Genomic DNA, 14,441 nt, shown 5'->3' with positions numbered 1-14,441 from the left:
CGTGAATGCACTGAGTAAAGCTATGATTGCTGAAAGTCTGTTTGCAGAGTTGGGTATCGGAAAAGCTGATTCAAAGGAAATGGTTGAGCAGTTTTTTGAGGCCATCCGTTACGCCCTTGAAAATGGCGAAAACGTCAAACTGTCAGGTTTTGGTAATTTTACTTTACGCGACAAGGGCCAGCGTCCTGGACGTAACCCCAAGACCGGCGAAGAAATTCCGGTAGTAGCGCGAAGAGTAGTGACCTTCAAGCCAGGTTTAAAATTAAAAACCCGGATTGAAGATAAAAAATAGCAGGTTGGTAATTTGAAAGCTCTCTTTGAAAGCACCCTCTCCCGTATCGGGAGAGGGTTGGGGAGAGGGCGATAAAATATAATAAAAATTTACACAGGAAATCGAGTCGTTGAATCAGCATTACCAAAAACACATCTTTCTCTGTACCAATCAGAAAGCGCCCGGCAAAACCTGTTGCGCCAATTCAGGCGGTACAGAATACTTTGATTATCTGAAAACCAGGCTGCTTGAGCTCGATATGCATGGGCCGGGAAAAATCAGAATTAGCAAATCAGGTTGTCTTGGGCGTTGCAGTTTGGGGCCATGTATAGTAATTTACCCGGAGCAAATCTGGTACACCTATTCTTCAACCACTGATATTGATGAAATTATAACCAGTCATTTGATTAATAATCAGCTTGTTAAGCATTTACTGTTGGAAAATTAAATGTTAATTTTCAGTAAATTATAAATTTCCCTGCAAGTTTTATTGCAATTTACTTGTAGGTTGTCGCAGTTTTGGTTAAAATCGCCCGTCCAAGATTGAAGATTACCAAATTTTAAGAGGCGGTACGGAGTTAATTAATGAAAACATTTAGCGCCAAAGCTCACGAAGTTAAACGTGACTGGTACATAGTTGATGCTAGCGACAAAGTGTTAGGTCGACTTGCTACTGAAATTGCCCGACGTTTACGCGGCAAGCATAAAGCGGAATATACCCCGCACGTGGATACCGGTGATTACATCGTTGTTATCAACGCGGAGAAAGTAACTGTTACTGGTCGTAAAACCAAAGCGAAGATGTATCACAGTCACTCTGGTTTCCCTGGCGGGATCAAATCTGTTTCTTTTGAGAAATTACAGAAAAAGCACCCTGCACGTATCATTGAGTTGGCAGTGAAAGGCATGCTCCCCAAAAATCCATTGGGTAGAGAGATGTATCGCAAGCTGAAAATTTACACTGGCAGCGAGCATCCACATGCAGCACAGCAACCCAAGCAACTTGAGATTGAGGAATAAGTATTATGGCTGAAATACAGCAATACTATGGCACTGGCCGCAGAAAAAGCTCATCTGCCCGTGTGTTTATGCGCCCTGGCAAAGGCGAAATTAAAGTTAACAACCGTGGATTGGCAGAATACTTCGGCCGTGAAACATCGTGCATGATTGTGCGTCAGCCTCTCGAAACGGTTGATATGGTTGGTAAATTTGATATTTACGTTACTGTTACTGGTGGTGGTATTTCTGGCCAGGCTGGTGCTGTACGTTTAGGTATCGCACGCGCACTGGTTGAATATGATGAGCATGATTTGGCAGAAGATGCTGAACCAGCTGCTGATTCTTTCCGCAGAAAATTACGTGCACGCGGTCTGCTGACTCGTGACTCACGTCGTGTTGAAAGAAAGAAAGTCGGTCTGCACAAAGCACGTCGCGCTACTCAGTACTCAAAACGTTAATCTGTTCTATTATATGTTGGGTCGCCCGACCCAACATTATCTAATTTTAGTTGTCTAATACCAGTCTACGAATCGGCATATGAAAACCTTGATTACGCTTCGCTGCATCAAGGCTACGTTTGCAAAGCGAGTAGGTTGTTTGACCCCACTTAGTATTTACCAGGTATTACAAAACCACATTTAATTTTTTCACTGAATCTGGTGAAGTGAAGCTTGAGTAAGTTTATAATCAGTTTTTATGCCGAGTAAATTATTGTGACCGATAAACTTGAGAATAACTCTCCGGAACCATTATCTGATGATCCCATTGATGAGCAAAGGCGGAAGTTTTTACTGGCTTCGACCACCATTGCGGCGGGCGTCGGAATTGCCTGTGCCTTAACGCCTTTTGTTTCCTCCTGGTTACCCAGTGCGAAAGCACAGGCCGCAGGCGCGCCGGTTGAAGTGGATTTAACTAATATCGAACCTGGCCAGCAAGTAACGGTAGAATGGCGAGGCAAACCGGTATGGATAATTCGCCGTACCCCGGAAATGTTGCTGCAACTGAAGAGCAGTGAAGAGCAATTGCGTGATCCGGAGTCGTTAGTTGCGCAGCAGCCAGAATATGCCCGCAACCAATATCGTTCGATTAACCCGGAATATCTGGTATTAGTCGGTATATGCACCCATCTTGGCTGTTCGCCCAAATACACCCCAAAAGTCAATGAAATCGGCCCGCACTGGCCTGGCGGTTTTTACTGCCCTTGCCATGGCTCCACCTTTGATCTGGCTGGGCGAGTATTTAAAGGCGTACCGGCTCCAATTAATCTCGAAGTGCCGCCTTACCATTTTGTCAGCGAAAAAGTAATCGTTATCGGCCAGAATCAACAAGGACAAGCAGTATGAGGACTTTGATAAAATGGCTGGATCAGCGTTTTCCATTAATCAGTACCTGGAAGAATCATTTTAGCGAATATTACGTTCCAAAAAACCTGAATTTTTTATATCTGTTTGGAGCATTCGCCATGTTTGTCCTGTTCAACCAGCTGATTACCGGGCTATGGTTGACCATGTTTTATACCCCGTCTACCAAAGAGGCGTTTTCATCGGTTGAATACATCATGCGTGATGTCAATTATGGCTGGCTGTTTCGTTATATGCATTCAACGGGCGCCTCGGCATTTTTTATTGTGATTTATCTCCATATGTTCCGTGGCCTGCTATATGGCTCTTACCAAAAGCCCAGGGAACTGGTCTGGTTGTTAGGGATGGCGCTCTTTATTTTACTGATTGCGGAGGCGTTTTGCGGCTATCTGTTGCCTTGGGGGCAAATGTCTTACTGGGGCGCTCAGGTTATCACATCCTTATTCAGCGCAATTCCTGTGGTTGGCGACACGCTTGTCGCCTGGGTTCGAGGCGACTATAACGTCGGCAATCCAACCTTGCAGCGCTTTTTTGCCTTGCATGTGATTGGTATCCCCATTCTGATTATGATTCTGGTTTTTTTACATATTGTCGCTTTACGGAAAGTCGGCTCTAATAATCCTGAAGGCATTGAGATTAATAATCAGCTTGACAGTAACGGCAAACCGCTCGATGGCATTCCTTTTCATCCTTATTATACAGTCAAGGATCTGGTCGGCCTGGCTGTATTTCTAATCGCGTTTTTTGCTGTAGTTTTTTTCGCTCCCGAAATGAACGGTTATTTTCTGGAACATGCCAATTTTATTCCGGCAAATCCCATGGTAACCCCTGATTTAATCAAGCCAGTATGGTATATGGCGCCTTTTTACAGCATGTTGCGGGCTATACCAGGCAAATTTTCTGGTATCACAACCATGGGCGCTGCAATCGTAATTTTGCTGCTATTGCCGTGGTTTGACCGCAGTCCGGTAAAATCCATTCGTTATAAAGGAAATTTGTCTAAAATTGCCCTGGCAGTGATGATCATCTGCTTCATGGTTCTGGGATATCTGGGCACAGTCGCCATGACGCCTGCCAGATTGATAATCGCACAATTCTGTACTTTTGGTTACTTCGGTTATTTTTTACTTATGCCCGTCTATAGCCGGATTGAAGCGCATAAAATCGTACCGGCAAGGATAACACGATGAAGGTAAGGCAATTGCTGACTGCATTAATCCTGACCTTTGTCAGTACGATACTTAGTGCTTCTGGTGCGGGTTCGGTTTCACTATTGCCAGTTAAAATCAATGTCAATGATAAAGCGGCATTACAACGCGGCGCGCAGTTTTTTATGAATTATTGCTCTGGCTGTCATTCGCTGCGTTATTTGCGTTATAATCGCATGGCTCGCGATTTGGGCCTGACTACCTTTACTGGTGAAGTAGATGACGATTTGCTGGTTAACAACCTGATCTTCACCAGCGCAAAAATTGCTGATCCCATCCAGATCAGCATGCCCGCTTCAGAGGCCAGAAAATGGTTTGGCGTGGCGCCGCCTGATTTATCACTGATAGCCAGAGTCAGAAGCGCTTCCTGGCTGTATACCTATTTGAAGAGTTTTTATGGCGATCAATCGCGGCCATTTGGGGCGAATAATCACTTGATTCCCGATGTGGCCATGCCCAATATTTTGCAACCATTAATTGATCCGGGCAGTAGGGAAAAGATGTCAGCTGAGGCGTTTGATCGCACTTTACAGGATTTGGTGACTTTTCTGGTTTATACCAGCGAGCCTGATCAATTGATACGTTATCGCCTGGGCGGCTGGGTGCTTGGGTTTTTATGTTTCTTCCTGATTTTGTGTTATGGATTGAAAAAAATATACTGGCAGAAGAACAGTCTCTGTCATCCCCGCGAAGGCGGGGATCCATCCATCAAACAAGGTAAAGCGCCAATTTGAGAGATGGATTCCCGCCTTCGCGGGAATGACAGTATCCTTAACTTAGGTCAGTACCCCTGGCTTGATACAAAAAAATATTTTTTGATTACGAAATCCGGATTAAAATTGTGGTAGACTACGTCATTTTGGCATGCTGATTAGTATGTGGCTTAACGATTATGAGGAGTAGCTGATGGCTATTGTTGCGAAGCGAACTATAATGTCATTGTATTCTGATAGCGATGATGTTTATAGTCACCAGGTTCGTATAGTGCTTGCGGAGAAAGGAGTCAATGTTGAGATTCTGCCAGCCCGCCAAGGGGAAGCGAGCGATGAACTGTTGGCCATTAATCCTTATGGCAGCATACCTACCTTAATTGATCGCGAACTGGTTCTCTACGAAGCGCGGATCATTATGGAATATCTTGATGAGCGTTTCCCTCATCCGCCTTTACTGCCTGTTTATCCGGTCGCACGCGCTGAAGCCCGCAAGATGATGCACCGTATTGAAAAAGACTGGTACGAATTAATGCTGCAAATTAAAGCCGGTAATGATGTTGAGCTGGCTCGCCAATATCTTCAGGAAAGCCTGATTAGCCTTGAGCCGGTATTTGCAGACAAACCCTATTTTCTGAGCGAAGAGTTTTCGCTGCTGGATTGTGCGCTTGCTCCTTTATTGTGGCGCTTGCCCCAACTGGGGATTGAAATTCCGGCAAAGGCAAAAGCGCTGAATGCGTATATGCAACGGCTGTTCAAGCGGGATTCTTTCCAAACAAGCCTGACTGAGGCTGAGAGACAATTACGAGCTGCCTGATCATGACAATGACTTCTAACAAACCTTATCTGATAAGAGCGATCTATGACTGGGTAGTCGATAATAATATGACGCCTTATATTCTGGTCAATGCGGAGTATCCTGGCGTTCAGGTTCCGCAGGAGCACGTTCATGGCGGTAAAATCGTATTAAACATTTCACCGCTGGCTTGTCGCGGTTTGCATCTTGAAAACGATCGTATAGTATTTACGGCCCGCTTTTCAGGAATTGTTATCCAGATTTTTGTAGTACCTGCTGCCGTATTGGCGATTTATGCGAAAGAGAATGGCCGAGGCATGGAGTTTGGCGATGAATATAACGAGCCGACGCCGCCGCCGACAACGCAACCGCCAAAAACCAAATTACGCCCAGCGCTGACTTTGGTAAAAAAAGAAGATTAGCAGGTTGGCCGTTCCGACCCGGCAAAAATGGTTAGGCCAGATGGCCTAACCTGCACTCTGCTTATAAATGCAATTGAGGATATGCCCCAATATGACATTAACCGTTCCTGTTTGTACTACCAGCCAGATACGTTCCCTGGAGCGCTATGCAATTAGCCAGATTGGGATGTCTGAACAGGAGTTAATGTATGAAGCTGGATTAGCGGCATTTAATAATTTAAAACAGCTGTATCCTTCCGCCCAAAAAATAACTGTTTTCTGTGGCGGCGGTAATAATGCCGGTGATGGTTATGTTCTCGCACGTCTGGCGTTTAAAGCGGGTTATGATGTCACCATCAACTATTACAAACCACTCGAAGCTTTGCCAGAAGCGGCTAGTACTGAGGCTCAGGCCGCAATCAGCGCCGGTATTCCCTGTGTTCCGATTGAGCAATGGGAGGATATTGATGCTGATGTCATCATTGATGCCTTACTGGGTATAGGCTTGACTGGCAATGTTCGCGACCCGCTGGCGGCAGCTATTAATCTGATTAACAGCAGTAATACGCCTGTAATCGCGCTTGATATTCCCTCCGGTCTGAATGCCGATACCGGACAAGTCATGGGTACCTGTGTGATTGCGGACGTCACATCAACATTTGTTGCGTATAAAGCCGGCCTTGTCACACTCGATGGCCCGGATTATTGCGGGCAAATAATATGCAATGATTTGGGAATCGATTTACAGACAGCCAGAAATTTTCAGCCAATCGCAACCCTGATTGACGATCAGATTGCTGAAAAAAATCTGCAGCCAAGAAAGCGAAACTGCCATAAGGGCGACTTTGGCCATGTGCTGATTATTGGCGGTGGTCCGGGCATGCCAGGGGCCGTATGTCTTGCTGCCAATGCCGCATTACGGACAGGAGCCGGTCTGGTCAGTATTGCAACCATAGAAGCCCATGCAAATCATATTGTACCTGGACTGCCGGAAGCGATTATTCACGGTTTGACAGACGCCAGTCAAATTCTGCCCTTGCTGGAAAAAGCAACTGTATGCGTCCTTGGCCCCGGACTTGGTATCGATCAATGGGCTATTGATCTTTTCAGTCAGGTGATTAGCTGCCAGCTGCCCATGGTTATTGATGCTTCAGCGTTGCGTCTGTTAGCAGGAATGCCACAACATGATGATAATTGGGTACTGACGCCGCATCCAGGAGAAGCGGCCAGTTTGTTAAGTTGCGCAACTCAAGATATTCAAAGTGACCGTTATGCTGCTGCCGCGGAAATTCAGCATCGTTATGGGGGCAATGTCGTATTAAAGGGTGCCGGTACGCTCATCGCCTGTGACGATGACTCGCTGCATGTTTGTACTATTGGCAATCCAGGTATGGCTAGTGCGGGCATGGGCGACGTGCTAAGCGGAGTGATTGCGGGGCTGATAGCACAGGGGATGCAATTGAATCAGGCTGCAAAACTTGGTGTGTGGCTGCATGCTCGTGCCGGGGATTTGGCGAGCCATAAAGGCGGGGAGCGCGGACTGATTGCCAGTGATCTGATGCCTTACTTACGTACGTTGGTGAATCCATGACTCTGGAAATTGAATTGCCGGATGAAGACGCATCTAACCAATTGGCAACCGTTCTGGCTGCCTGCCTGCAGGCGCCGGCAGTGATAACGTTTGCCGGTGAAATCGGTGCTGGTAAAACAACACTTATCCGAGCCATGCTGCGGGCGCTGGGTGTGACCAGCGCGATAAAAAGCCCTACCTTTTCATTAGTAGAGAGCTACCAAATAAAAAACTTGCATATACATCATTTTGATTTGTATCGTATACAAGATGAAGCCGAACTGGAATACATTGGATTCAGGGATTATTTTAATGACAGTGCAGTTTGCTGTCTGGAATGGCCGGAGCGGGCAGTTTACTCTCTGGCAGAAACGGACTTGCGTTTAGCGTTAACAATGCAGGGTAATGGACGACTACTAAAAATTGACGCCGCGTCTGCGATTGGCGAAAAAATTTTGGCATGCCTGGTGAGTAAACAATGAATTTACGAACACTCTTCTTTTGGCTCTTGATATTGTTATCAGCTACTACTACAGTGGCTGCTGCCCGGCTTGAGGCAGTCCAGATTAAACAGGATAGCGGCAAGATTTCGCTTTATTTTGATTTTGATACTGCAGTTGCTCATAAAGCGTTTACTCTGACAAATCCTGATCGTGTTGTGGTTGATTTTGAAAATACTAATCTGGCTTTTGATCTGCATCGCTTAAAGCTGAATAACAAATTGATTAAAAATATCCGCAGTGGTTATCCCAATGATCATACTTTACGCCTGGTTTTTGAAGTCACAGACGCCGTGATGGTTCGACCCGGCAATTCAGCAAGAAATAACGCCGGACACGCATTTGCGCTTGACCTGTCAGCTTCGGCAGGTTTCAAGGCGGCAGCTGCTCCAGTAAAGTTGGCGGGTAAAGCGGATAAAAGAACCGCGCCGCCAGCGATACCTGAGCGCCGCATCCCGGTAAAAGCGTTAAGGGATGTGGTGATTGTCCTTGACCCTGGCCACGGCGGTAAAGACCCTGGCGCAACCGGTCCCCGTAAATCGCTGGAAAAAAACGTAACGCTTGCGATAGCGCTTAAATTAAAGCAAATCATTGATCGGCAGCCAGGCATGAAAGCGGTATTGACTCGAAATAGCGATTACTATGTTGGTCTGCGCGACCGGTTGAATATTGCCCGTAAGTATGGCGGTGATATTTTTATCTCGATTCATGCGGATGCTTTCATTAACCAGCAATCGAATGGCGCTTCAGTGTTTGCCTTATCGCAACGCGGCGCGACCAGTGAAGCTGCACGCTGGCTTGCGGAAAAAGAAAACTATTCCGAGCTGGGCGGTGTGAATCTGTCTGGCCTCGACGATGACAGCGGCCTGGTTCGCACGGTTCTTATCGATTTGTCGCAAACTGCAACCATCGGCGCCAGTCTGCGAATGGGTGACAGGGTATTACGTAATCTTGATACCATTACCAGCCTGCATAATAACAAAGTTGAACAAGCGCGGTTTATGGTGCTGAAATCGCCTGATATCCCGTCAATTCTTATCGAAACCGGGTTTATTTCCAATCCGCGTGAAGAAAGCAACCTGACCAGTCCTTATTATCAGGTTAAGCTAACGCAAGCAGTATTCCAGGGTGTGAAAAACTATTTTTGGGAATATCCGCCGCATGGTACCTACATTGAGGCAATGGTAAACAAAACTACCCGGGTAGCCAATGCGAATTAAAAGGCTTCCTGATTCAGTCGCTAACCAGATTGCTGCCGGCGAAGTGATTGAGCGGCCTGCTTCAATTGTCAAAGAATTACTTGAAAATGCGCTTGACGCTCAGGCTGATGCCATAATTATTGAGCTGGGATATGGCGGGTTGAATCAGATTCGCATCAGCGACAACGGCCATGGCATTATGGCGGAAGATTTACCACTGGCGATAGCCGCCCATGCAACCAGCAAAATCTCAAACCTGATGGATTTGTATTCAATAAGCAGCATGGGGTTTCGCGGCGAAGCGCTTGCGAGTATCGCATCAATTGCAAGGCTCACAATTACTTCGAAACCGGACTGTCAGCCTCACGGTATGATGCTTGAAAGCAAAAACGATGACATTATCCTTACACCCTGTGCCAGAAACCAGGGTACCACGATTGATGTGAAAGATATTTTTTATAATGCGCCGGTAAGAAAAAAATTTTTGAAAGGGGAGCGTGCTGAGTATTTGGCTATTGAGCATGTCGTCAAGCGTTTCGCGCTGAGTGCGTCCCGGATCGCGATAGAATTATCCCATAACGGCAAGCGGCAATTGCATTTGCCGGCGGCGCTTGATGACGCATCGCGAATACTCAGAATTACCCGTATCCTGGGAAAGCCGTTTATGGAGCAATCACATACAATTGATAGCGAACATGCTGGTATGAGGCTTGAAGGCTGGATCAGCAATATTGATTATCAACGTAGTCAGAACGACAAGCTGTGGGTGTATATCAATGGCCGGATGGTAAAAGACAAATTGATTAACCATGCGATTAAACAGGCGTACGAAGATTTGCTTTATCCGGGGCGGCATCCGGCTTGCCTGCTGTATTTAACGATCAATCCGGGCGAAGTGGATGTTAACGTGCACCCCACCAAACATGAAGTAAGATTCCAGCAGCCAAGGCTTATCCATGATTTTATCTGTTCGCGGCTCCGTGCTGTTATTGCTGGCGGCGACAAAGTACCTGAATATCAGCCGGTTGCTGAAAGACATTATGAAATCCGGGAGCCACGGCCTGCTGTAATGCCAAAATCAGCGGTCCAATATACCATGCCGATTGCGAGCAATAATGAATACGTTGACTGGCGGATATTGAATGAACGTTTTGCCCTGGTTTTTCTCGAGCAACAGCCATATCTGGTTGACGTACCGGCGGTGAAAAAACACTTATTGCAGGAAATGCTTGAAGCGACGGCTATCCCATTCACCAGGCGGCCATTGTTAGTTCCATTGCAGTTTGAATTGCCGGAGCATATTGCTGTGAATTATGCAAAATGGCAATGTGTATGGCAAAATATCGGCATTGATACCACCCTGAATGGCCATGCCCTGAAAATTATAACCTTGCCCGCATGTACGCCCAACCTGGCGTTAGCTGATTTTTTTGCTGCCTGTTATACAATACCAACGCCTGCCATTGACGATGTGCTCCTTTTACTGGTGCAATATAGTGTGAGCAGCAATCTGACGGCAGCTGAAAAACAGGAAGCGCTTGCTTATCTGCAGAGTTCAGGCCGATTGCCGTCCTTAATGAAACCATTGAATTTACAAGCCTGTATGGAAGTTTTTAATGCCTAAACCCGTTTTTTGTCTCCTGGGACCTACTGCCGCTGGAAAAACTGATCTTGCCTGCAGCCTGGTCGAGCATTTCCCATTTGAAATTATCAGCGTCGATTCCGCAATGATTTATCGTGAAATGGATATTGGAACCGCCAAGCCCAGTGAAGAGGAGTTAGCCAGGGCGCCCCACCATTTGCTCGATATTCTTGATCCGCCTGCAACCTATTCAGCAGCGCAGTTTTGCAAGGATACGCAGGCGCTTTGCCAGTCAATTGAGCAGCGCGGTAAAATCCCGCTGCTGGTTGGCGGAACGATGATGTATTTTAATGCGCTACAGCAGGGCTTGTCGCAACTGCCGGAGGCTGATGAACAATTACGCCGGCAACTGGCCGAAAAAATCGAGCGTCAGGGACTTTTGCAGCTGCATGCCGAGTTACAAAAGCTGGATCCGATTTCTGCCGCTCGCATTCATGCCAATGATAGCCAGCGCATTCAACGTGCGCTGGAAGTCTACTACCTGACTGAAAAGCCATTAAGCGCCTATTTGGCGGAGCAGAAAAAAAACAACCCAATGAAATTTATTAATTTTGCCCTGTTTCCTGAACAACGTTCCTGGTTGCACCAGCGAATTGCGATTCGGTTTCAGCAAATGATTAAGCAGGGTTTTGTGGCTGAAGTGGAGCATTTGCTTGCCAAATGGCAGTTGACGTCAGATTATCCCTCCATGCGCTGTGTGGGCTACCGTCAGGCTATAGAATACCTGCATGGCGATTATGATCACGCAACGTTTATGGAAAAAGGAATAGCGGCGACCCGGCAATTGGCAAAACGACAGCTAACCTGGTTGCGCCATTGGACCGATGTTCATTATATTGCCTGCGATCAGATGCAAAACCCGCGTGAAATCGTGGCGATTATTGCGAAAATGATCGATAATAGCGGACAGTTTTAACAGTAAAGGTTTATCCATGAGTAAAAGTGAGAAACAACTTGCCTGTGCTGAAAAAGTTTATATCGTTCAGCCACAGGATTTACCATTATGTTGTCCGACTGACGAGATGGCATTGTGGAATGCCCATCCCAAAGTATACCTGCCGCTTGGGAAAACTGATACCGAAGTTTGTCCTTATTGCGGCGCACGTTATATTTTGAAAAAAAATGATTAAATCGATTTGTGTTGTTCGTCTATCAGCCCTGGGCGATGTGCTGATGCTTGTTCCTCTGATCCGCACTTTGCAGGCAAGCTTTCCAGAAGCGGCGATTAGCTGGGTGATTTCGCGGCCGGCCTATGATTTGGTCGAAGGGATGGATGGCGTTGAATTTATTGTAATCAATAAACCGGACTCCCTGGCAGATTACTGGCGTTTTAAAAAACAAATGGCTGGTCGACACTATGATGTTTTACTGGCTCCCCAGGCAAGTTTCAGAGCCAATCTGCTTTATCCTCTTATCCGCGCCAGGCGCAAAATTGGTTATGATCGGCTACGGGCTAAAGATGGCCATGGCTGGTTTGTCAAAGAAACGATTGAGCCAGGTAATGATCATACTCTGGATGGGTTTTTACGGTTTGCCGATAAGCTCGGAATTGAAAATAAACAGATTCAATGGAATCTTCCTGTTTCTGAAACCGATCGCAACTGGGCTCGCAGCCATCTCGATGAAAAAAATGCTGTATTGCTGGTTAATCCGGCAGCCAGTAAGCCAGAGCGTAGCTGGCCAGTAGAGCGCTATGTCGAAGTTATTCAGCATGCCCAGACAAAATTAGGCATGGATGTGGTATTAACTGGCGGTCCTGGTGATTACGATCGGGAATTGGCAAATGCCATTCTTTCCCAGGTCAGTTGTAAGGATTTGGTTGGCAAAACCAAACCAAAGCAATTATTAGCCTTAATCAGTGAAGCATCCGTGATGCTCTGCCCGGATACAGGTCCCTCTCATATGGCAACCGCAGTCGGCACTCCGGTTGTCGCGTTGCATGCAGTAACCAGTGCAAATGTCTCAGGTCCATATCTTTATCGACACCTGGCTGTAGATTATTATCCCCAGGCAGTAGAAACCGTGTTAAACAAAACTGAAACAACAAACGTGTGGGGCACGCACGCTCACGGCCCTGATACAATGAAACTGGTGCCGGTTGATGAGGTCATTGCCAAACTCGAAATGGCCCTTAAAGTTGGGGTTGTTTGACCTGGCATTACCGATTTTAAATTGTGAATTGGTCTTGACTTGAGGGAGCGTATTGTTGGGTCAACGACCCAACCTACTTAAGGCGAAACACTTGTAAATTCGATTAGTTTATGAGCAGACTCTTCATCCTCTGCGTCAAGCACCGGGGCTTTAAACATACGCGGACTATGAGGCGATTTTTTCTCTTCTATTGCTTTTTGACGTTGTTCCAGAAGAGCTTCTTTTTGACTTAATTCCTGTTCTTTTGCTTTTTGATCCGCTTGTGTTTTAACTACTTCTTTCAGGAGTTGAATAAGCCGTTGATTTTCCTGTTTTAATTCAGCTTCTTTTTGACTTAGTTTCTGTTCTTTTTCTTTTTGATCCGCTTGTATTTTAACTACTTCTGACAGATTTAGAATAAGCTGCTGATTTACCTGTTCCAGTTCAGCTTCTTTTCGACTTAATTCCTGTTCTTTTGTCGTTTGGTTTGCAAGCGTTTGAGCCAGAGTTTCCTGCTGTTGAGTAAGTTGCTGCAGGAGCTGATTGAGTGTTTGTGATTGTCTTTGTAGCTCAGCTTCTTTTTGAGCCAATGCGCGTTCGCGATCTCTAATAACTGATTGGTATTCTATCAAATTATGAGCAAAAATTGTTGTCTGCGTGAGCATCAACGCATCTCGGTCCTGCGAAGCGCTCTGGTATTGATTCGTCGAGAGGCTCCTATTCCCCGGTGTGACTTGCATCGGTTGCATTTCGGTACTAGCAGGACACGAAGGCGCTGTTGTTCTGGTTATTTTCCATACTGGGCCAGCGGGTTCGCTTTCAAGATCTTTTCTTTTGGCAGTTTGAGAGGATGGCGTGGATACAGGCGACGGACTCGTACTTGAGTTTGTACTGATGGGTGGGGTTGTGCGACTCACTTGCACCGGTGGTTTGTCCAAATTAATAGAACCTTTGGGAAGTGTTGTGCGAGGTCTAAACACAAACTCAGGCATATCAGAGAGCAACCAGCTATCCTTATCCTCAATTTTTGCAAGCTCCTGAACACCTGCAATTCTTTCCTGTTCACTTATTGTCACTGATTTACAGCGAATATTTAGTTTAGGGTACCAATGTTTGGTAACATTTCTCAGCAAGTTATAATAGCTATCATTGCCTTCGGTGACACTCAGTGTATCCGTCTTGATATCTTTTCTACATGGAATCGAAGGAACGATTACGTTTATTCCACCCTGTTTTTTTATATACGCATTAATTATTCGTAATGAAATTTCTTTTGTGTCCTCACCTTTTCTGTTTTTACTCCTATCCACAATAAGAGCCGAATATAACATTATTTTTTTGGGGCAAACAGATTTAAATAAATGCTGTATTTTTTGTTTGGATTGTTCATCAATATAGTAATCCAACATATTAATTGAATTAAGATTTTGTAGTTTCATAACAGCCCTGGGTTTAGAAGGTTTGGATTGCTTGGGTTTATTATAGCACTATTGGGTTTTTATTTAAACAGTTTGTTGTTGAGAAACAATTCGTAGCCTTGATGCAGCGTAGCGTAATCAAGGTTTATTGAGGTAGAAAAATAGAGTGTTGGGCTTTACAGCCCAATGGCGCTGCCTTAAGCTGCTTGATTATTAACCATTGATTTGGCTCTTTG

Annotated in this window: 17 protein-coding genes; 16 read left to right on the top strand and 1 reads right to left on the bottom strand. The window is 45.8% G+C overall.

Annotation, left to right across the window (positions count from 1 at the left end):
• Position 1 precedes the first annotated feature (1 nt).
• The 16 genes from ACFORL_RS06870 to ACFORL_RS06795 all read left to right on the top strand — a co-directional run bounded on the left by ACFORL_RS06870 (position 2) and on the right by ACFORL_RS06795 (position 12,808).
• Positions 2-292, top strand: coding sequence for an integration host factor subunit alpha (locus ACFORL_RS06870; protein WP_382342416.1), 291 nt, complete (start codon positions 2-4; stop codon positions 290-292).
• A 109-nt stretch (positions 293-401) separates the two neighbouring features.
• A complete protein-coding gene (locus tag ACFORL_RS06865) occupies positions 402-719 on the top strand; it encodes a (2Fe-2S) ferredoxin domain-containing protein (RefSeq protein WP_382342413.1) in 318 nt (105 codons plus the stop codon).
• 137 nt (positions 720-856) lie between these two features.
• Entirely contained in the window at positions 857-1,291 is a 435-nt protein-coding gene (gene rplM / locus ACFORL_RS06860) for a 50S ribosomal protein L13 (protein WP_382342411.1), read from the top strand.
• A 5-nt stretch (positions 1,292-1,296) separates the two neighbouring features.
• Entirely contained in the window at positions 1,297-1,728 is a 432-nt protein-coding gene (gene rpsI / locus ACFORL_RS06855) for a 30S ribosomal protein S9 (RefSeq protein WP_382342409.1), read from the top strand.
• 255 nt (positions 1,729-1,983) lie between these two features.
• Positions 1,984-2,613 carry a ubiquinol-cytochrome c reductase iron-sulfur subunit gene (gene petA / locus ACFORL_RS06850; protein ID WP_382342406.1) on the top strand — a complete coding sequence of 210 codons (630 nt, stop codon included), beginning with the start codon at positions 1,984-1,986 and terminating at the stop codon, positions 2,611-2,613.
• A complete protein-coding gene (locus ACFORL_RS06845; RefSeq protein WP_382342404.1) occupies positions 2,610-3,821 on the top strand; it encodes a cytochrome b in 1,212 nt (403 codons plus the stop codon). Before petA ends, ACFORL_RS06845 begins: the two co-directional genes overlap by 4 nt.
• Complete coding sequence (locus ACFORL_RS06840) at positions 3,818-4,573, top strand: cytochrome c1 (protein WP_382342402.1); 756 nt, start codon at positions 3,818-3,820, stop codon at positions 4,571-4,573. Before ACFORL_RS06845 ends, ACFORL_RS06840 begins: the two co-directional genes overlap by 4 nt.
• A 172-nt stretch (positions 4,574-4,745) precedes the next feature.
• Positions 4,746-5,366 carry a stringent starvation protein SspA gene (sspA, locus tag ACFORL_RS06835; protein WP_382342399.1) on the top strand — a complete coding sequence of 207 codons (621 nt, stop codon included), beginning with the start codon at positions 4,746-4,748 and terminating at the stop codon, positions 5,364-5,366.
• A gap of 2 nt (positions 5,367-5,368) precedes the next feature.
• Positions 5,369-5,767 carry a ClpXP protease specificity-enhancing factor gene (locus ACFORL_RS06830; RefSeq protein WP_382342397.1) on the top strand — a complete coding sequence of 133 codons (399 nt, stop codon included), beginning with the start codon at positions 5,369-5,371 and terminating at the stop codon, positions 5,765-5,767.
• Positions 5,768-5,858: 91 nt separating this feature from the next.
• Positions 5,859-7,337, top strand: a complete 1,479-nt coding sequence (locus ACFORL_RS06825) for an NAD(P)H-hydrate dehydratase (protein ID WP_382342395.1) — start codon at positions 5,859-5,861, stop codon at positions 7,335-7,337.
• The gene (gene tsaE / locus ACFORL_RS06820; RefSeq protein ID WP_382342393.1) at positions 7,334-7,798 is read left to right on the top strand and encodes a tRNA (adenosine(37)-N6)-threonylcarbamoyltransferase complex ATPase subunit type 1 TsaE; all 465 of its coding nucleotides are present in this window, start codon (positions 7,334-7,336) and stop codon (positions 7,796-7,798) included. The genes ACFORL_RS06825 and tsaE overlap by 4 nt, the downstream gene beginning before the upstream one ends.
• Entirely contained in the window at positions 7,795-9,036 is a 1,242-nt protein-coding gene (locus ACFORL_RS06815) for an N-acetylmuramoyl-L-alanine amidase (RefSeq protein WP_382342391.1), read from the top strand. The genes tsaE and ACFORL_RS06815 overlap by 4 nt, the downstream gene beginning before the upstream one ends.
• Positions 9,026-10,639 (top strand): DNA mismatch repair endonuclease MutL, encoded by a 1,614-nt coding sequence (mutL, locus tag ACFORL_RS06810; protein ID WP_382342389.1) that lies wholly within the window; start codon positions 9,026-9,028, stop codon positions 10,637-10,639. Before ACFORL_RS06815 ends, mutL begins: the two co-directional genes overlap by 11 nt.
• Positions 10,632-11,573, top strand: coding sequence for a tRNA (adenosine(37)-N6)-dimethylallyltransferase MiaA (gene miaA / locus ACFORL_RS06805; RefSeq protein ID WP_382342387.1), 942 nt, complete (start codon positions 10,632-10,634; stop codon positions 11,571-11,573). The genes mutL and miaA overlap by 8 nt, the downstream gene beginning before the upstream one ends.
• Positions 11,574-11,589: 16 nt before the next feature.
• The gene (locus tag ACFORL_RS06800) at positions 11,590-11,787 is read left to right on the top strand and encodes a zinc-finger domain-containing protein (RefSeq protein ID WP_382342385.1); all 198 of its coding nucleotides are present in this window, start codon (positions 11,590-11,592) and stop codon (positions 11,785-11,787) included.
• Complete coding sequence (locus tag ACFORL_RS06795; protein ID WP_382342383.1) at positions 11,780-12,808, top strand: glycosyltransferase family 9 protein; 1,029 nt, start codon at positions 11,780-11,782, stop codon at positions 12,806-12,808. The genes ACFORL_RS06800 and ACFORL_RS06795 overlap by 8 nt, the downstream gene beginning before the upstream one ends.
• Before the next feature lie 77 nt (positions 12,809-12,885).
• Here ACFORL_RS06795 and ACFORL_RS06790 read toward each other — a convergent pair whose 3' ends face one another.
• The gene (locus ACFORL_RS06790) at positions 12,886-14,226 is read right to left on the bottom strand and encodes a hypothetical protein (RefSeq protein ID WP_382342381.1); all 1,341 of its coding nucleotides are present in this window, start codon (positions 14,224-14,226) and stop codon (positions 12,886-12,888) included.
• Positions 14,227-14,441 lie beyond the last annotated feature (215 nt).

Source organism: Legionella dresdenensis (genome assembly GCF_042649825.1).
GTDB lineage: Bacteria > Pseudomonadota > Gammaproteobacteria > Legionellales > Legionellaceae > Legionella_C > Legionella_C dresdenensis.
This window is presented reverse-complemented; position numbering and strand designations above follow the sequence as displayed.